At 46.7% G+C, this 18827-nt stretch carries 14 protein-coding genes; 6 read left to right on the top strand and 8 right to left on the bottom strand.

Annotation, left to right across the window (positions count from 1 at the left end):
- Positions 1 to 10 precede the first annotated feature (10 nt).
- Together ABH09_RS06735 and ABH09_RS06730 are read left to right on the top strand one after the other, a co-directional pair.
- Positions 11 to 2503: an ATP-dependent Clp protease ATP-binding subunit gene (locus ABH09_RS06735; RefSeq protein ID WP_253713820.1), complete on the top strand. Its 2493-nt coding sequence runs from the start codon at positions 11 to 13 to the stop codon at positions 2501 to 2503.
- 79 nt (positions 2504 to 2582) lie between these two features.
- The gene (locus ABH09_RS06730) at positions 2583 to 3032 is read left to right on the top strand and encodes a 2-thiouracil desulfurase family protein (RefSeq protein ID WP_253713819.1); all 450 of its coding nucleotides are present in this window, start codon (positions 2583 to 2585) and stop codon (positions 3030 to 3032) included.
- A gap of 7 nt (positions 3033 to 3039) precedes the next feature.
- Here ABH09_RS06730 and ABH09_RS06725 read toward each other — a convergent pair whose 3' ends face one another.
- From ABH09_RS06725 to ABH09_RS06705, 5 genes are all read right to left on the bottom strand, one after another.
- A complete protein-coding gene (locus ABH09_RS06725; protein WP_044016519.1) occupies positions 3040 to 3903 on the bottom strand; it encodes a metal ABC transporter permease in 864 nt (287 codons plus the stop codon).
- A gap of 10 nt (positions 3904 to 3913) precedes the next feature.
- Positions 3914 to 4774 carry a metal ABC transporter permease gene (locus ABH09_RS06720; RefSeq protein WP_253713818.1) on the bottom strand — a complete coding sequence of 287 codons (861 nt, stop codon included), beginning with the start codon at positions 4772 to 4774 and terminating at the stop codon, positions 3914 to 3916.
- 258 nt (positions 4775 to 5032) lie between these two features.
- Entirely contained in the window at positions 5033 to 5911 is an 879-nt protein-coding gene (locus ABH09_RS06715; protein WP_253713817.1) for a metal ABC transporter ATP-binding protein, read from the bottom strand.
- Between the two features lie 48 nt (positions 5912 to 5959).
- Entirely contained in the window at positions 5960 to 6910 is a 951-nt protein-coding gene (locus tag ABH09_RS06710) for a metal ABC transporter substrate-binding protein (protein WP_305880064.1), read from the bottom strand.
- Positions 6911 to 7094: 184 nt separating this feature from the next.
- The gene (locus ABH09_RS06705) at positions 7095 to 7511 is read right to left on the bottom strand and encodes an iron dependent repressor, metal binding and dimerization domain protein (protein ID WP_162664790.1); all 417 of its coding nucleotides are present in this window, start codon (positions 7509 to 7511) and stop codon (positions 7095 to 7097) included.
- Between the two features lie 315 nt (positions 7512 to 7826).
- On the opposite strand from ABH09_RS06705, the gene ltaE reads away from it, so the two are divergent.
- The 4 genes from ltaE to ABH09_RS06685 are packed head-to-tail and all read left to right on the top strand — an operon-like array spanning position 7827 to position 11432.
- Positions 7827 to 8861 carry a low-specificity L-threonine aldolase gene (gene ltaE / locus ABH09_RS06700; protein WP_253713816.1) on the top strand — a complete coding sequence of 345 codons (1035 nt, stop codon included), beginning with the start codon at positions 7827 to 7829 and terminating at the stop codon, positions 8859 to 8861.
- Positions 8862 to 9830: a cation diffusion facilitator family transporter gene (locus ABH09_RS06695; RefSeq protein WP_253713815.1), complete on the top strand. Its 969-nt coding sequence runs from the start codon at positions 8862 to 8864 to the stop codon at positions 9828 to 9830. It abuts the gene before it with no gap.
- Positions 9830 to 10618, top strand: a complete 789-nt coding sequence (locus ABH09_RS06690) for a hypothetical protein (protein ID WP_253713814.1) — start codon at positions 9830 to 9832, stop codon at positions 10616 to 10618. The genes ABH09_RS06695 and ABH09_RS06690 overlap by 1 nt, the downstream gene beginning before the upstream one ends.
- The gene (locus tag ABH09_RS06685) at positions 10593 to 11432 is read left to right on the top strand and encodes a hypothetical protein (RefSeq protein WP_253713813.1); all 840 of its coding nucleotides are present in this window, start codon (positions 10593 to 10595) and stop codon (positions 11430 to 11432) included. The genes ABH09_RS06690 and ABH09_RS06685 overlap by 26 nt, the downstream gene beginning before the upstream one ends.
- A gap of 550 nt (positions 11433 to 11982) precedes the next feature.
- On the opposite strand, the gene ABH09_RS06680 is transcribed toward ABH09_RS06685, so the two are convergent.
- From ABH09_RS06680 to ABH09_RS06670, 3 genes are all read right to left on the bottom strand, one after another.
- Complete coding sequence (locus ABH09_RS06680) at positions 11983 to 12849, bottom strand: Rpn family recombination-promoting nuclease/putative transposase (protein ID WP_253713812.1); 867 nt, start codon at positions 12847 to 12849, stop codon at positions 11983 to 11985.
- 193 nt (positions 12850 to 13042) lie between these two features.
- Entirely contained in the window at positions 13043 to 17089 is a 4047-nt protein-coding gene (locus ABH09_RS06675; protein WP_253713811.1) for a hypothetical protein, read from the bottom strand.
- 51 nt (positions 17090 to 17140) lie between these two features.
- Positions 17141 to 18412, bottom strand: coding sequence for an OmpA family protein (locus tag ABH09_RS06670; RefSeq protein WP_253713810.1), 1272 nt, complete (start codon positions 18410 to 18412; stop codon positions 17141 to 17143).
- Positions 18413 to 18827: the final 415 nt, after the last annotated feature.

Below are 18827 nucleotides of genomic sequence, written 5' to 3'. Positions count from 1 at the left end.
CGAGAGGTACATGATGCATACTCTTTCACAAAATCTTTATGAATTGTTAACGATCTTTAGCCAGCAAGAGGCTCGGCGGGTGAATGCCGACACGGTAGAGCCTGAACATATATTGCTTGCGCTCATCACAAAAAAGCTGGGGCGCGGATATCGGTTGTTGGAGAATCTCCATGTCAATTTTTTGACACTGCAGCTACGGCTGGAACAAAGTACGCCGATACGAGAAGGGGAACCGATAAAAGGAGACATTCCTTCATCAAGTAGGGTTAAACAGCTTGTCGATACCGCCGCTGCCCAAGCCCGGATCATGCAGCAGGATGCAGCCGGTACGGAGCATCTTATTCTGGCCTTTGCTCAGATACAAGAGAGTATTCTTGCGCATTTCTTTTTACAGCAGGGAATTTTTCTGGATGATGTGCAGCAGACATTGAATCAACTGCATGGTACGGATACTCGGCGCGATAAACCACAGCAAGAAAAAAAGAAACACAGCGTATTATCGGAATTCAGCAGAGATCTGACCAAGATAACCCGCGAAGGCCTCCTTGATCCGGTTATCGGAAGAGTGCGGGAGATGCGCCGCGTTATGCAGATTTTATCCCGCCGCAGCAAGAATAATCCCGTATTGATTGGAGAACCCGGCGTCGGCAAGACTTCCATCGTTGAAGGACTCGCGGCGGCGATTGTGAATGAGCAAGTACCTCGGTCTCTGTTCGGAAAGCGGGTTATTGCGCTTGATCTTGCCTCTATTGTCGCCGGCACCAAGTACCGCGGGCAGTTCGAGGAGCGCATCAAACGTATTATTAAAGAAGTAAGCGAAAGTAAAAATATCATCCTGTTTATCGACGAACTACATACCCTCATCGGTACCGGCGGTTCTCAAGGGGCGCTCGATGCAGCCAATATCTTAAAACCGGCGCTTGCCCGCGGAGAGATACAGTGTATCGGTGCAACGACATTAGATGAATACCGCAAGTATTTTGAAAAAGATTCCGCTCTTGAACGGCGTTTTCAATCCGTACTGATTAAAGAGCCGACAAAAGAAGAAACGTGCGCTATTCTCGGAGGGCTTAAAGCAAAGTATGAGCAGCATCATCACGTGCATTATTCGGACGAGACGATTAAGAAGATTGTAGAGCTTTCATCTCGCTACATTCCCGACCGTTTTTTCCCCGATAAGGCAATCGATGTGATGGATGAGGCGGGAGCTTTGAAAACGATGGATACGGCTGAACTGCCTCAAAATATAACCGCTATCGAACAGCGGATTACCGAGCTTGTCGGTGAAAAAAAAGACTTGGTTGCCGTACAGGATTATGAGCGGGCAGCTGCGGTGCGTGATGAAGTAAATGTCCTAAAGATTCAGCTGGAAAAGATTAAACTGCATTGGCTTAATCAGGAAAACAAAACAATGCTTGAAGTTGATCCTGCCGATATTGCCGAAACCGTTTCTTTGATGACGGATATTCCGCTCAAAAGTGTTGGCTCCGATGAAGCGAAGCGCCTTGCGCATATCGAACAAGAGCTGCATAAGACCATTATTGGGCAGGATGAAGCTATCGGCATTATCGCAAATGCCTTGCGTCGTTCTCGTGCGGGTATTGCATCGGCGGATCGGCCTATCGGCTCATTCCTCTTTTTAGGACCGACAGGGGTAGGGAAGACGCTGTTGGCAAAGGCGCTTGCCGAGTTCCTCTTCGGCTCTGCGGAATCCCTTATCAGGGTCGATATGAGCGATTACATGGAAAAACATGCCGTTGCACGGTTGGTTGGAGCGCCTCCCGGGTATATCGGGTTTGAAAACGGCGGAATGCTGACGGAAAAAATCAGGCGAAATCCGTATTCCGTTATCCTATTCGATGAAATCGAAAAAGCACACCCCGATGTCTTTAACCTGTTGCTGCAGGTGCTGGAAGAAGGTGAACTGCGGGACAGCCTCGGCCATACGGTGAGCTTTCGGAATACGGTGATCATCCTCACCGGTAATGTCGGTACCAGGGATTTGATGGAAGAACCGCTCGGTTTTGCACAGGTAGAAAACCGCACTATCGACTATCAAAGCATGAAAAAGTCGGCGGAGCTGGAGGCAAAAAAAATCTTTAGCCCTGAGTTTCTGAATCGGCTCGATTCATTAATTGTCTTTACCCCGCTTTCCGAAAAAGAAATAGAATCTATTTTCGAGTTGGAGCTTTCCAAATTAACCGGTCGCCTTGAAGCAAAGAAGCTGCAGCTGCAAATCACCGACGAGGCTCGCGCTTATTGTATAAAGCATGGCTATGATCCCTTGCTCGGAGCGCGCCCGATGCGCAGGCTGCTGCAAACCGAAATAGAAGATGCTCTTGCCGTCAAAATTATCGCAGGCGACTTTACTCCCGATACGACCGCCGTCATCGATGCTGACGGAAACGCGCTTACGATAAGCATTCAAGCTGTTAGACAGTCAATTTCTGAAACAACTATCACCGTACTCCCTGCCGTCTCTACGGAACCGCAGGAAAGGTAGCTAAAACAACAGCGTTGCCGGTATTATCGGAAGCGTCGAAAATGCCGGAGATACACCTGTGAAGAGGAGCGTTCCGCTTATGTTCATTGTAAGCGCCTGCCTTGCAGGATTCCCCTGTAGGTATGACGGAAAGAAAGCAATAAATCCTGATGTGCAGCAGCTTGTAAGAGAAGGAAAAGCAATACCGGTCTGTCCGGAGCAGCTTGGAGGCTTACCGACACCGCGTTCGGCAGCAGAAATAAAAGCAGGAAAAGTCATTAACACTGACGGCGATGACGTAACCGAAGCATTTGAAAAAGGTGCTGCTGTAGTTTTAGAAATAGCACAGCAGTATGGTTGTACGGATGCACTGCTTAAAGCCCGTTCCCCTTCATGCGGAAAAGGTTTGGTTTATGACGGGACTTTTTCCGGAATACTCACTGCAGGAAATGGGAAAACGGCAGATTTACTTATGAAAAATGGGATAACCGTAATGACCGAAGAAGAATGGAGCGATATCGATCTCCCTTTACGTTGTTTGACGCACTAAGCGAGTCCTAAGCGAGCGCTAAACGTGCTTTCCGCGCTGCTCGGCGGTGTGCAAGCATACCGTATTTAGGCGCAAATACCATCGCGCAGGCAAAAAAGAACGACTCCGTTAAAATGATACAGGCGCCGGTCGCTCCGTTCAGGTAATAACTCACGTAAGTACCAATCAAGGAACTCATCACCGCGGAGCAGGCGGAAATAAGGAGCATCCGGTTCAGTCTGTCCGTCAAAAGGTAGGCGATACAACCGGGAATAATCAGCATTGCAACCGTCAGCAAAATCCCTGCCGCCTGCAGCGACGCAACAATGGTCAGCGCCGTCAGCGAAAGAAACAGGTAATGAATAGCCTGCACGTTCAAACCCACCGCCTGCGCATGGTTTTTATCAAACAAGTACAGCAGAATATCCTTCCGTTTGGCAATCAGTACAACCAGCGTCACCACCGAACATACAACCGCCTGTATCATATCGCCCCTTTCAATTCCCAAAAGACTCCCGAACAAAATATGCATAAAATGAATATTCGAACTCACCTTTGTGACCAAAATCAGCCCGATCGCCATCAGCCCTGTAAACACCACCCCCATTACCGAATCTTCATGGATACGGCTCCGGTCTTTTATCCACCCCGTCGCAGCCGCATTCAATAGCCCTGCCGCAAACGCCCCAACCCCAAGCGGAATATGCAAAAGATACGCCCCCACAATTCCCGGCAACACCGCATGAGAAATCGCATCCCCCATCAGCGACCAGCCCTTTAAGATCAGATAACACGAAATCAGAGCGCAAACACCCCCAACCAACGCCGCTATTACGAGCGCTTTTATCATAAATCCATACGTAAACGGCTCTAAAACCGACATTAACCACATAGACCTCTCCTCAGTTTTGTGCAAAAAAGGCTTTTATCGAACGTGCTGCCGTCCGCCGTGCAGCGAGGATTCCGTGATGCGGCGCAAAGAACAGAATCGCTAAAAATAGGAAAAACTGCAATGCAACGATACACCCGCCTGCCGAGCCGTTCAGATAATAGCTGATATAGGCTCCTGCTGAAGCGGTGAGTGTCCCGATTATTGCCGCAAGCCCCATCATCATGGGAAATCTATCCGTGAGCAGATATGCGGCAGCTCCCGGCGTTACCAGCATTGCTACAACCAGCACACTACCTACCGTTTGCAGCGCCGCAATCGCCGTAACGGCAAGCAGAGTGAGCAGCAACAGGTAGAGCGCATTGGTGTTCAGTCCTATCGAGCGGGCGTGCGACGGATCAAAAGAGAAAAGCCGCAAATCTTTCCATTTCAGCAAGATGATGATAAGACTTCCGCCTGCAATAATCAGCGTTTGCACAATATCTCTGTCGGCAATACCGAGAATATTTCCCATAATGATTGTCGTAAGGCTGATGTTACTTGGGTACAGTGAGATCAGCAGCACACCGAGCGCAAAAAACGTGGTATAGACAATACCGATAACTGCATCTTCGCGAATCCGTGTCTTGTTTTTAACAAAGCCCATGATAAGCGCGGCAAGCATTCCGCTGATAAACGCGCCGACTGAAAACGGAATACCGATAATGTAAGCAACCGCAACTCCGGGCACCACCGCATGGGAGAGTGCATCTCCCAAAAGCGACCAGCCTTTTAGCACAACAAAGCACGACAGCAAGGCGCACACCCCGCCGACACCTCCGCTCACCAAAATCGCTTTCACCATGTATTCATACTGAAAAGGAATCAATAACATATCACTCCATCAAGGCAAACGCATCAGACTATTTTTTTAACACCCCGCAGAATAATGGGGCTGTTCGACCAGAGTTGAACTGCTTTGCAGTTCAAATGGTCTCACAACCTCCATTATTCTGCGATTTTTATATATTTATCTAATGTGTTTGCCTTTCTCTTCAAAATAAACTGTGGAAAATTTTTAATAAAATTTTCCACAGAAAGGAACGCAACCGCTTTAAATATGTCGGGCGCGGTTGCTTTTTCAAAACCGCCACTACTCAACAACATTTCTTATGCCCTTGAGGTACGGTTTTCCCTCCTGCTTGGTAATCAAAGCCCCCTCGTCATCGGTAAATACTCTTATTTCGTGAGCAGTGTCTTCCGGATTATCGGTATGATCAATCTTAATACTCCGCAGAGCGCCTCCAAAGGCTTTGATCAGGTTTTCGGCGGTGAAGGTGGTTTCCGTCGCGCCGGAGGCAATCACCGTCCGATTGATGATTACAACATGGTCGCAAAACTCCGGGATGGAACCTAAATCGTGTGTGGAAACAAAGATTAGATGCCCTTCGTCTTTCAGCTCACGCAGCAGCTCGATAATCGCTGTTTCCGTTTTAACATCGACTCCGGTAAACGGCTCATCGAGCAATATGATTTTTCCCTGCTGCGCAAGCGCCCGCGCAAGGAACACTCGTTTTTTTTGTCCGCCTGAAAGTTCGCCGATCTGACGGTCTTTAAAATCGAGCATCTGTACCCGCTCTAAGCTGCGTTCGGCCATTTCTTTATCCTCTTCGCTCGGAATACGGAGAAAATTCATATAGCCGTACCGCCCCATCATTACCACATCCCACACACTAACCGGAAACGACCAGTCCACATCTTCAGACTGCGGTACATACGCAAGCAGGTGTTCCTTTTGTGCCGTATGAATCGGTTTTCCGCAGATAGTTACCTGTCCGCTCATCGGCTTAATAAAGCCCATGATCGTCTTAAAAAGCGTGGACTTTCCGCTGCCGTTTACCCCGACTAATGCCGTAATCGTCCCCTTTTGCAGAGAAAACGACGCATCATATAGGGCGACATGTCCGTTGTTATAGGCAACACTGACATCCTTTACTGTAAGTTCAACGGGATATTCCTGCTTACCGTCCATAATTTTTTCCTTATTATTCGTGCGGAGGGGTAATGCTCACTCTGCGGCTTACCGTGCAAGACTATCCTGAAATCCCTTCACGATTGCATTGGCATTGTATTCCAGCATTTTCAGATAAGTCGGGGCATCTCCGTCTTCATACGTCAAAGAGTCGACATATAAAACCCCGCCGTAATAGGCACCTGTCTCCTTACAGACTTGCAGCTGCGGCTTATTGCTGATGGTACTTTCGGAAAAGGCAACGGGAATATGATGCAGCCGGATGGTATCTACCACCTTTTGAATTTGCTGAGGACTGCCTTCCTCGTCGGCGTTAACCGGCCACAGGTACAATTCTTTCATATTGCAGTCGCGGATAAGGTACGAAAAAGCCCCTTCACAGGTTACGAGCCACCGCTGCGATTCGGGGATTTCAGACAGCTTTTCAGTGAGGAAGGTATCTATCTTTTTGATGCTTTCACTGTACGCAGCTGCATTCGCATTATAGGTTTCCGCATTCGCAGGGTCTAAACTCACAAAGGCTTTCCGGATATTTTCCACATAGATGAGCGCATTTTTCGGCGACATCCACGAATGCGGGTTCGGCATCCCGTTGTACGGTCCTTCCCCAATACCCATCGGCTCAATTCCATCGCTGAGCGTAACGCTCGGTACATCTTTTACATTGCCCATGAATTTTTCAAACCAGCGTTCAAGCCCCAAACCGTTGCGCAGTACCAAATCAGCAGATTGAGCCTTCACAATATCAAGCGGAGTCGGCTCATACTCGTGAATTTCCGCCCCCGGCTTGGTAATCGATTCAACGAGAAGCTTATCGCCTGCAATATTCTGTGCCATATCCTGCAAAATAGTGAAGGTTGTTACTACCCGTTTCGGACGCGCAGCATCTGCTTTACTTGCAGCCGCATCTTTTTTTGTACAGCCGATAATACCGGCTGCGCCGATAATAAACGTTAGTATCATGAGTATAATTGTTGTCCGTTGTGTATGATTTTTCATACAAGCTCCTTTGGAAAAAAACATTTAAGAACAAAAAAATCTGTTTTTAGTAGTATAAACTACATAAAATACTTGGAAAATATGTAGTAAAAACTACATATTTTCACCACAAATGTAGTGCATACTACAGTATTTTGTCAAGACTATTACCATAATTTGAATGGTAATAATAGCAGTCCAGTGTTTAGGGGTTTTCTATAAACTGCTTCATACATTCCAATGTTTCGGAACTGATGTGGTGTTCCAATCCTTCGGAATCGAGTAGCGCGGTTTTTTCGCTTACGCCGAGTTTCAGTAAAAATTGAAGTACGATTCCATGCCGGATAGCACATTCACGCGCCAATGCACGGCCTTCTTCGGTAAGGCATATCGGCTTATGGGTACCACTTTCAATCAAATGATTGACTTTTAGCCGTTGCAGCACCTGAATGACCGACACATGACTTACGCCGAAATATCGTGCAAGATCCATAACGCGGCATTTCCCGTTTTCTTTACTGATTTTGGCGATAGCCTCCGTATAATCTTCCAGTATTTCTATTGCATGATCTGCTCGAGTCCGCGAAAATGCCGCCGACGCTTCCGGTTTTTCTTCCGTCATCATCCTATCCGATTGTTTAGAGATTTCTTGCAGGGAACAATTAAAAACTTCCGTTTTTAATTGTTCCCTGCAACCTATAATATATGCTTCAGCGTCTGTCTTTCAAGCGGGAATACTCGACCTATTCGATAACTGCGTTTTCGAATAGGTCGACGAGTTCTAAATCGTACAAATAGCACGATTTAGAACATCGCATTTCAAGGTAACCTGTTCCGAAACGGAAGTTTCCGAACAGGTTTACTTTTAACAAAATATCTTTGAATATTGAAAGCGTCTGTATTGCATCGGAAGGGGTTATGAGATACACTTGAATATATGAACTACATTGATTTGCGTAGCGATACCGTTACGTGGCCGACGGATGCGATGCGGGAAGCTATGGCGAAAGCTCCGGTCGGTGATGACGTGTATGAAGATGATCCTACCGTTAAGGAGCTGGAACAATATGCGGCGAGTATTACCGCAAAAGAAGCGGCGCTTTTTGTGCCTTCCGGCGTATTCGGAAATCAGTTGGCGCTTTTCACGCATTGTCCGCGCGGCAGTGAGGTTATTTTAGACGACCAATGCCATATCGTGCAGCACGAAAGCGGCGCTGCAAGCATTATCGCGGGCGTTCAGCTGCGGACTATCGATGCGCAGGGTTCTATCCTTTTGCCGGAAGCAATCGAACCGCGGGTACGCATCGGCGATGATATTCATGAACCTACGACAAGCCTTATCTGCTTGGAAAATGCTCATTCAAACGGAAAGGTGTTTTCGGTAGAGCAGATGGAACAGGTGAGGCGATGCGCAAATCGTCATCATATTCCCATTCATCTTGACGGCGCACGCCTTTTTAACGCGGCGGTTTCTTTAGGCATTGAAGCGAAAGAACTGACGCGGCATGTGGATTCGGTTATGTTCTGCCTTTCCAAAGGCTTATGTGCACCGGTCGGCTCTATTTTAGCGGGAAGCCGCAAATTTATCGATCAAGCTCGCCGGAATCGCAAAATTATGGGCGGAGGCTTGCGTCAGGCAGGTATCCTTGCCGCTGCGGGCTTAATCGCCTTAAAAGAGATGCGGTACCGCCTCGATACCGACCATCAACATGCGGGGATGCTGGAAAAGCTCTTAAACGATATCGATAAAATAGAGATTGCGCATGACCGCAGAGATATTAACTTTGTGTTTTTCAAAAATAAAGAAGATACAAAACTGGATACCGAAGCCTTTGTCGAATATATGCATGAAAAAAATATTTTAATCAATCCGTGCGACCGCGACGGCTATTTCCGATTGACAACGCACTATTGGATTACAAAAGAACATATTCAATATATTGCCGACACAATGAAAGAGTTTTACGCCTAAATGCAACCGACCGATCAAAATACGCTTACACAAGATACACGTACCAAGATTGTGCGTACCGCCTCTTTTATCGCGCTCGGTGGTAATCTATTCCTCTGCATACTAAAACTCGCCGTCGGGCTTATGACCGGCAGTCTTGCCGTTTTAGGAGACGGTATCGATACTGCAACTGATGTCGGTATCGCCGTGATGGCCGTACTTGTCAGCTTTATCATCAATAAACCGTCGGACTCTCGCTATCCGTGGGGACGGCAGCGTGCCGAAACCATCGCTTCTATGGTACTGGCATTCATCATTATGTTTGCCGGTATCCAGCTCTTTATCGCCTCAATCAATAAACTGATACAGGTTTATAAGGGGGAGCTGCTTCCGATGCCGCAACGCATTGCGATAATCGTAACAGCGGTATCTATTGCCGGCAAGCTCTTACTTGCGCTCAACCAATACCTCCTCGGCAAAAAAGCGCAAAGTTTAATGATACTTGCTAACGCGCGCAATATGGTAAACGACATCGTCATTTCATCATCGGTACTCATCGGGTTTATCATCTCTCTGCTATTCCACGCGCCGTATTTTGATCCGCTTGTCGCATTGCTTGTTTCGTGCCTCATTATTAAATCGGCTATTACGCTCTTTATCGAACTCAATGTAGAATTGATGGACGGGAATACCAATAAGCAGCTTTACGAACGACTTTTTAGCGCTGTAGCCACCATCCCGGAAGTTAAAAATCCGCACCGAGCGCGGATACGTAAAATGGCAAACCTTTGGGATATCGATTTGGATATTGAGGTAGACGGATCGATACCGGTAAGCGAAGCGCATGGTATTGCAGAAAAGACTTCACTTGTTATTCGCAATGCACTTGGAAATGTCTATGATATTGTGATCCATATTGAGCCGTATAATTCCGACAGGGAAGGGGAGTGCTATGGGTTATCGGCGGAAGATGTAGGGAGTATAGAATAGTGCGGAAAAAATGGTGCGCAGCTTTTTTTATATTAGTTCTGTTGCCGCTCTGCTCGGAGTCCCTCAGGGATCAAAATAAAACGTATTTTGATTCTATTCAATGGGAAGAACTGAACGATTTGGCCATTCCGTCCCTTCCCGAACCGTATACCATTGAAAGCAATCGTCCTATTCCGTATGCGGATACCATCGATGACGGCGCTATTTTACCCTCATTACCGCAGCTTGGTATATTGGATTATCAGAATATCCCCGAAGAGTTGCTCGGTTTTTGCGATACGGTCGCTGCTGCAATGGTCGCAAAATCGATTGACAGCGCTTTATTCAGTACACAGAAACCTTTTTTACCGCATCTCGGGCGTTTTATGTTTGAACATTTTCCCGATTTTTCCTATGCTTTTTACGGACGCCCGTCATTTAAGCAGGATGGTAGTGCAACGATACTGATGCGACTTACTGTAAAACAGACCGCGCCGGAAGTCTCGGACACAACTCAAGATACAGCTATACAGCAAGATACGGTTGTGCAGAATGGGGAGACGGAACCGGCAGCTCTTCCTATCGAAAGTACCAAAAGTATTGAAAATACCGAAGGTACTAAAGCTATCGAGGAAGACGTCAAAGATCAGCCGGAGAATATCGCTGATGTTCCGAACCTTTTTGCCGACGATGAACAGCCGCTTTTTATTATGATGGAACTCGGCGCAGTAAAAGAAGAAACTGTATGGAAAATCTCTTATATCGATTTTAAGGGGGCAGAATATGCAGATTCCGCTCTCACGGATTGAATATAGCTATGTTTTTGAAACATTTTTGCAGGAATTGCCTCCGCTTCTTTTGCAATCGGGGGCACTTTTTTATATGTTGCCGTCCGGCGCCTATACGATCAAGAACAGTAGGCTTTATTTTCAATCGCTTCCCGAATTTATCGGAAAAAAAATAGCCGTTTTTTTTGATCATAAAAAACGAAGTATTGTCTTTTATACGGCTATTTATGCCGATGACGGTAGCTGTTTTTTTACTTTACCCGATAGCGCATATAAATACGATCCCGATGAACAGCAAAAGAACAATGTTTTTGCGGAAATTCATATACCGGAGAATCCTCCAATCACTGCACAGGAACACGAGTATTTCCCGCTCGATTCGATTATCCACACAGATCTGCATCTGCCTCCCTTTACCGACTTTTTGCCTTCAGCGTATCAAACTGCCGCACAATTTACGGCGGAAAAACCGGTAACGCAAAATCTTTTTCCGCTTTTTTTGTACCGCCTACATGAGTTTGAACAACAAACATTTATGATGTTTAACCCCTACACATCCGGCGGACTGTATATGTTGTTTGTGGACAGTAAAATACTCATCTGTGGCTGCAGAGATCGTTATGCCGTTTCGATCGGAAAACGGCAATCGCTTCGGTTCGTTCTGCATTTTCCCCATCGTGTCATTCATAGCACCGGCCGCAGCTTATTTTCTCATTTTCTACCCAAGAGCAACTGCGCTGTCCTCGGTTTTGTGTTTGAAAATCTTTTTGAAGAAGATAAACGGTTTTTATATGAACGGGTGTATCATGAGAAATACAGTCCCTCGTCCTTTTGAAATAGACGGCATATCTACTTCGTTGCTGCACACAAATTAATCCTCAACGTATCAAAGATACGCCTGCGGTTAATTTGTGCTTGCGCCTCGTATCTACGCCGTCTATTTCAAAAGGCTTACGGCAGGGGCATCTACTACGTCGCATCATTAAAAGTGTACATCCGTATACACTTTTAATGGCGAATTTCGGCAGCAGCCGAAATATCGCTTCTGATATAACCCAGCGGCATCCGTGCCGCTTTTGAAAGTGCTCAACGTAGCAGAACCGCCATGGACGGCGGTGGTTCTACGCAGCAGCGTGTTTGCGCAGCAAACACGTAGGTAAAAAATGTACAGGACGTACATTTTTTACCGTGCCTGCGGGTGTTTTTTGTACGCTCCTAGCATCTGCATCGTCTATTTCAAAAGGCTTACGGAAAGCCGTATTTTACCGTATGTGCCGCTACTGAAAATCCTCAACGTATCATTTCTTCTAAAAACAATACGGAAATCATTGGATCGCAGTATTATTTTCAAAAATTGATTTCCGTGACATTATCCCGTTACACCCTTACAAGCCTTCTACTTCTTCTTTGGTGAGGCCGGTCGCCTGTGTGATAATATCGATAGAAACCCCAAGCCGTTTGAAATTACCTGCATCCTGTAAGGCTTTTTGGCGCGAGCCTTCAGCAAGACCAAGTGATTTACCTCGTTCAAGACCTTTCCGTTCAGACTCGTTTATCATCGACAGCCGGTCGCTTTCATATTCCCATGCTGCTTCATACCGTCTCCGCTCCTGCTCATCCAGATAAAAGATATCCATCACGTTATTCGCCTTTGTCATTACAGGATTTTCTTGTGCTAACATCCGCCTCTCCTCCTTGCTGTCTGTTTTGATAAACATAAGCCATTTCTCTACGCTTGTCAAATTCTCTTTCGGCAGCTTTGTTAAATCTAAAAAATGAATCTCCAATAACTCATCCAAGAGCGTTTGTTCTTCACTTTCTCGTATCTGATACACCGAATGTACTTTAGGACTTAATTTAAAAGGACTATTCAGCACATTGATTGCAATACATTTTTTTAAATCTGCGTACTGTAAACCGCTGAAAAAATGCTCATGGATCATTTTTGAGCAGTAAAAGATACTCCGTTTGGGATAGTAATCAAAGTACGTATTCTGCATCTCTACATCGATTTTTCTCCCATCGTTTAAGCGGATTTTTATGTCGAGCCGTCCGGTTTTATCGTTATAAAAACGCGGAAGCTGCTCATTATTGCCGATACGGACATCATCAAAATCATCCTGACTTAAGTCAGTTACTAACGAAATAAATTCAATCATGATGTCTTTATTTTCCTCGGTACCGAAAAGCTTTTTGAACGCATAATCATTTCGAGCGGTAAACTTCATCGGTGTGGTAGGTAATTTCTGCATTTTTCACGCCTCCATACCCTCTATATATACCACGGATGGCAAAATGGCTAAGAAACTCGGCAGATTATCATATTTTTTCTAATATTCTAACTGCAGATATGAAGAACCCACAGAAGCGGCAGGCGGACAGGGGATGTCTTAAAAGTCGGCTGCTTTTTCGACATCCCCGGACCACACCGTAATAGTTTTCCCCCTACTTTTTCCACACCGCGGCCGTGCAGTTGAACGTACTGTTGAGGTGGGTGTCGAAGCACGTGCCTGAAGCCACTTGAACAAAGCTCTCGTCGAAGGTGCAGCCCGTCAGGCTGACCGTTCCACCTACGGCAAGGAAGCTGGGGCGTATTATAGTAGGCTTATTGTCCCAGTATGCGTAAAACGGTACCAAGTTGCGGAAGTCGCAATCCGTAACAGTTACACCGCTATGCCCTTGCAGTTCTATGCAGCCTGTCGGAAATCCTTTTGTTATATTGCGTACAGAAAGGTTGTCTGTCCGCGCCCGAAACCACTCCCCTTGTACATAGATATTGTCTATGTCGATTTTACTATTCGGCGTCGTTTCGTTATTTAACACAACGGAAGAGAAATCAACGGCATTATATACTGTTACATTCTTCCCATCCCCATTATTTCGCCCAAAGAACGATAGAGAGCCTTTTAACTGCCCCCGCAGCCAGAAGGCTCTATACCCGTCGCTGTCTTTTAACGTAATGGAATCGCCTGAAGATACAGAGAGGTTTTCCGCCTTAACATCTTTTAGGGTATGGGAGCCGCCGCGTGCAAACGGTACCGGTTCTACATATATCTTTTTCCAGTCGCCTTCTTTGAATACATACGGAGGGCAGCTGTACTCCCTTTTGATGGTTCGTAAGTCTTCGGTTATATACCCGCATTTTATTGTTTTTGCCGATACGTCCTCTATGTCCGTGTGCACCGGTACGGTTTCCATAATGGCTTTAAAGTCCTTTGCATTGCAGGAAACATCGACTTCGTCCGTAAAATAGCTGCGGTTCATCCTTACCGAACAGGCGGGGAGCTTTAAGGTGCTCATCGCGTAATTACGCCAGCTGAGAAACCGTTCAGTTATTACAGAGGGTTCAGTGTTTACATTTTTTACGGTTGAATCGGTAATATTCACTTTTTTTAGTTTCAGTACCCCGTTTTGTGTGTTCCTGATAATTATAGAGCCTATACGGCATTCTTCTATCTCGACAGAGGCGGAAGCGGCGGGAGACAGCTTTATCACATATGTGTCGCTGTTTATGGAGGAAAGACTGAGAGTGTCAAAGTTATCAAACCATCCGTATCTTTCGTTGCTATGTGATACGCTGATGTCTTTTGCACGAATCGAGTTCGAACATGTGCTGTTTTTAACAACCGCTTTTTGTGCCGGTGCAATTCCCCCGTCCTTATTAATAAAAAGAATACCTCCTATAAAATTGTCGACAGCGGCGGTATCGCAGTCCGGCAAGGTAAGGTCGCTACCGAATGAACCTTCCGATACTACGTCCTTTACCGTAACCGAGGCCAAACGGGCGGAGGTGCTAACATCCAGATTCAAAGCGAGTGTACAATTTTGGATAACAAGGGCGTTTTCGCAGGCGGTATCCCATTGAATATTGTGAAGAATCTTCTTGTTGTCCGCGCTGTAGTAGGGATCAAACTTAATGCCGTCAAACATGAGCGTTCCGCCTATCGGCGTTTGGGAATGAAACAAGACGCGGTAAAAAAGGCTCTTATTGTCCTTGTTCCGCTCATCGGCATCGCGTTCGATGCCGATAAAACCGCCGCGCAGAGTCAGCGTGCGCTTCAGTTCGTAGTCACGATAGACTGTTTTACAGTCTTTACTCAGCCATATTTCGGCGCTCACTTCGGCAGGTATTTCGTTTGCCTTTTGTAAGGCGGCTTCAAGGTTTGTAAAAGCATCTTCCCAGGTAGAACCGTTGCGTCTGCCCGTCGCCTTGGGGTCAACATAGATAATGCCGCCCGCTTGCTGTAAAGTTACGCGGTAGGTTTTGGTATGAAGGCCGTTTTCGCTCGTTACTTTGTATTCTACCGCCGACGAAAAGTCGGCTGCCGTCTCTCCGCTTGTCTGTTCAACGCCGTCCACCGTTACCCGTCCCCGTGCGGTAAAGCGCGGTATCAGGTTCGCTGCGTTCGCCCCGCGCGGCAACAGCGCATAGATTACACCCGAATGCGCACTGATAAAGGCAGTTACATCCTGCGTCAGCGAAGGGTTATCCTGCGTCAATAGCTTAAATTCCGTTAATTCGCATCCTGAATCCGCCGAGTACTCAAAGTGCACCGTTACCGCGTAGATCGTGTATGCAGACGGATCGCCGGGGTCGGTTACCTTATAATAGACGGGGTATTCAAAATCCTGCGCGCTAAAACCGCTTGACTGCGTAAGAGCGTCCACCGTTACTTCGCCCGTTGCAGAAAATTCAGGGATCAGCTTTTTAGGTCTTTCTCCCGCATAGCAGGCGCTGATGTGCACGGTACGCGCCGTTTGGTCTATCCTGCCTTCCGAGTCTTTAGTCAGCGAGTTGACCCCTGCGGGGAAGCGGAAGGTTTTTAACAGCGATTGAGCGGGCTCCGCATAGACAAACCGTATTTTAACGGTGTACCGCCTTGTGTATTGTCCGTTCCGCGAGGTACACAGATACGTCAACGTCTTTCTAAAGTCTTGTGCGCTGCTACCCGATGTTTGTGCGGCGCCGTTTACGGTTACCGTACCGGGAGTAATAAAGGTAGGGATAAGGCTTTCGGGCTTTGCGCTTCCCGTGTACAGCACCGTTGCGGTGATCGTACCTTCGTGTCCGTCGTTTGCAATAGCCGCCATCGAAAGCGTTTTCAGCTCGCTATTCTTGTCCTTGGTAAAGCGGAAGTCGGTAATGCTGCGCACCGTGTCGGGGTCTTCTTTAAACGAGATAAATAGGCGATACTCCGTTTGCTCCGTCCTGAAGGTGATGATAATCTTTGCTTCGGCTGTACCGAGGTGATACTGTGCTCCTGACGGGTTTTCGGGTCTAAAGCGTATTTTATCGTTCGTCGCATACCGTCTGCCCCTATATTTTATTTCTACTTCGTCTCCGGCATAAGCAACATCGCAATACAGCGAAAAAGCGTCATAGCCGGTATTTGAGTATTCAACCGGATAAAAAAGCTCTGCCGTTACGGTTTTTGCCGCATGGTCTATACGAACCGTTCCGTCTTTTACCAGACCGGGGTTTTTCACCTTTGAAAAACCGAAGTTTTTCAGCGCCGCTCCCGTTACCGTCTGCTTGCAGGTTGCCGTGTACAGCTTTACATCCTTATCATTACCCAGTACGGCAAACTGCACGGGGTTGGTAAAATCAATCGGTTTATTAAGCGGAACGATTACACTCGAAAGGTTAACCGGCGCAAAAAGAGCGCGTAAATACGCTTCTTTATTCGGCGCAGTAATGTAACCGGATAATACGCTCAACGGATCCATCCCTAAGCTCTGCAAAAGCGGCACAAGGTAGGACTCGGTAAGCGGTATCAAAACAGCGTGCGGAGAAACGGTTGCCGTTACGGTCAGCGCGCGTACTTCCGTTCCCGCCGTTACTTCAAAATCCACCGTGTTTTCTCCGATAACGCTTTCGCCTATCTGCGGCTCCCCAACCGTAAACGAAAGAATATTTTTTTCTGCATTAACGCCCGGCGGCAGGGTACCGGTAGCGGGATCGGTGCCATCGTCATAGAGGACTTTTACGGTATACAGTTCTATCTTCCCCTGTCCGCCGATAACGGCAAAAGGCACGGGGCTTAAAAAGTTAATAGGAAAAATCAGCTCCGGAATGGTAAAGTTGGGATTTTCCGCATACATTTCGAAAAACCACTTGTTTATCGCTTCGATGTTTTCAAAGCTGCCGATGGCAGAGCCGATTTTCAGTACATCGGTTGCGGGAAAGGCTTCCTGTAAGTAGCGCAGCGTTACCGGAAAGAGCGTCGCCTGTGCAGATACAACCGATTCGGGCAAAAGGCGCGTTACATCGGTTCCTTTCGGAACCGTTACGGTAACGCTATGATCACGAATAGCAGTGTTTGTACTGCACACAAATCGTTCGACGTTTTTTAAATCAAAACTGATAAGTTTTTGTTCGTTCGAAGGAATAAGATCGCCTATCAGCTTATTACATGAAAGACATACCGTTACCGGCAGCAGCGCGGCACATAAAAGCCCATATAAACGCATACTACTTTTCATCGTTCTCACCTTTTTTCTCCTTTATCTATCGGTTCTATTGATACGGTGGCTTCTAAAAGCTCATTGAACATTCGGAATCGCCCAACTGTTTGCTCCTTCATCGGGATTGCTTTGTATTCTGACAAACCGTATTTTTGCGTACCGATATTGGATGTAATATTCGTCTGCTCCGCTACGGCTATCCCTTTGCAAGTTTTTATCTTTCGGTTCGTTATAGATAATACGGTCATGCGTGATACCGCATTTTTGTGTGAGGTACTCGGCAACCGACCTGATGCGCGCTGTTTCAATCTGCAGCCTTTCGTCTTGCGATCCGAACGGCGCTGCAGAGCTTTCAAACAGGATGAAAAGGTCTTCATTTTCTTTTAAGATTGCCGCAGCCTTTTTAATGTCCCCTTTGGCGTTTACGTCGAGCGCAGCGCTTTCAGGTTCAAAATACACATAGATACTCTTGAACTGTGCAAGCGGCTTTGTTTCAGGTATCTTAGCGTCCTCTTTCCCTTCAGGCGCCGTCGGCACTTTCTCTACCGCCAACGATGCTTCCTGTTTTGTTTCAATCGATGTTTTAAGGCTTTCTATCCTCTTGGCACATGCTTGCACCTGGTACTCCGCTGTCCGCCTTTTTCGTGCGTAGGCATAAACCGCACCGGGATACAGTCTGATTGCAAGCTGAAAAGAAGGCAGCGGAATAACACGGGACTGCTCCATCATAAGGTTTATAGAAACTTGGGCTTTCACTTCGATGCTGCGTTCCAGTATTGCCGCTCCGACCGTTACGCCGGTTGTGAGCACTGCTTCCGCTCCCGATTGTGTATTCAGTTTATCGGCTAATAGATCAAGCGCCGTCCGATAATGGCGAATACGCAGTACCTCTGCCCCTATTCCGGCAAACACGCCGAGCGAAAGATACCGTATCGGGAAGTATTCATAGGCGGCATTGACGGTTATCGGAAAAGCGTCAAAACTGCGTACCAGCGGATTCGTCCCGAGGATAACGCTGTGTCCGGTTTCCAGATACACCGGCATGGTGTGCTTGCCGGAGCGGAAAAAGGTGTAGCCGAGCGCCGCCCTATAACCGGGCTTTGCTTGTGTGTATTCTTTTAAAACGGAAACGGGGATAAAGGTTTGAAAGCCGCCTGAAATAAAGAAGTTGGTATACCAACGCCCTGAAATATCCGAACTATCAGCTGCGGTCGTCTCGGCAACTTGTGCGAGGCCTCGTATGGCGCTTTGCGATTCTTGCGCAACCGGCACGCTTTGCTCGCCTTGTGTGTTTTGTACATCTTGCGCTGCACCGGTTTCGATGCGCTTATCGTTTACGGCATCGCTCATTTGCGCTGCAAGCGGCATACAAAATATAAAAAGAAATATGAAAACACCTACATGAATCAGAGAAAGTCCGTTCCGGCTATTGCGTATAAGGTGTGTCCTTTTATCAGGTAAGAAGAAGGTAAACGGTATGGGTGAATTATCAATTATCCATTTATCATTATTAATTTTCTTGGGGTATTATAGAAGAAAGTGTTAATTTGAGCTGGTATGTCTGCTGTTTAACCGAACCGTTGTATGAATAAAACGGCACTGCAATTCCATGTATTATATCTTTTATTAACATAGATTTAGGATAGCATAGAATTTATGTGCCGTCAATCCTTTGTTTGTTAGAAAAAGGGGATGTCTCAAAAGTTGGTTACTTTTTCGACATCCCCGCGAGTTTAAAATTAAGTCTTTATACAGTAATGACTTA

Source organism: Treponema sp. OMZ 803, from assembly GCF_024181165.1.
GTDB lineage: Bacteria > Spirochaetota > Spirochaetia > Treponematales > Treponemataceae > Treponema.
The sequence above is the reverse complement of the archived record's forward strand: the minus strand, read 5'-3'. Positions and strand labels throughout refer to the sequence as shown.

Coding starts and splice junctions, on each gene's coding strand:
- ABH09_RS06670 (WP_253713810.1), bottom strand. CDS start 18,412: ATGAGCGATGCCGTAAACGATAAGCGCATCGAAACCGGTGCAGCGCAA.
- ABH09_RS06725 (WP_044016519.1), bottom strand. CDS start 3,903: ATGTGGTTAATGTCGGTTTTAGAGCCGTTTACGTATGGATTTATGATA.
- ltaE (WP_253713816.1), top strand. CDS start 7,827: ATGAACTACATTGATTTGCGTAGCGATACCGTTACGTGGCCGACGGAT.
- ABH09_RS06720 (WP_253713818.1), bottom strand. CDS start 4,774: ATGTTATTGATTCCTTTTCAGTATGAATACATGGTGAAAGCGATTTTG.
- ABH09_RS06730 (WP_253713819.1), top strand. CDS start 2,583: ATGTTCATTGTAAGCGCCTGCCTTGCAGGATTCCCCTGTAGGTATGAC.
- ABH09_RS06680 (WP_253713812.1), bottom strand. CDS start 12,849: ATGCAGAAATTACCTACCACACCGATGAAGTTTACCGCTCGAAATGAT.
- ABH09_RS06715 (WP_253713817.1), bottom strand. CDS start 5,911: ATGGACGGTAAGCAGGAATATCCCGTTGAACTTACAGTAAAGGATGTC.
- ABH09_RS06705 (WP_162664790.1), bottom strand. CDS start 7,511: ATGACGGAAGAAAAACCGGAAGCGTCGGCGGCATTTTCGCGGACTCGA.
- ABH09_RS06695 (WP_253713815.1), top strand. CDS start 8,862: ATGCAACCGACCGATCAAAATACGCTTACACAAGATACACGTACCAAG.
- ABH09_RS06710 (WP_305880064.1), bottom strand. CDS start 6,910: ATGAAAAATCATACACAACGGACAACAATTATACTCATGATACTAACG.
- ABH09_RS06685 (WP_253713813.1), top strand. CDS start 10,593: ATGCAGATTCCGCTCTCACGGATTGAATATAGCTATGTTTTTGAAACA.
- ABH09_RS06735 (WP_253713820.1), top strand. CDS start 11: ATGATGCATACTCTTTCACAAAATCTTTATGAATTGTTAACGATCTTT.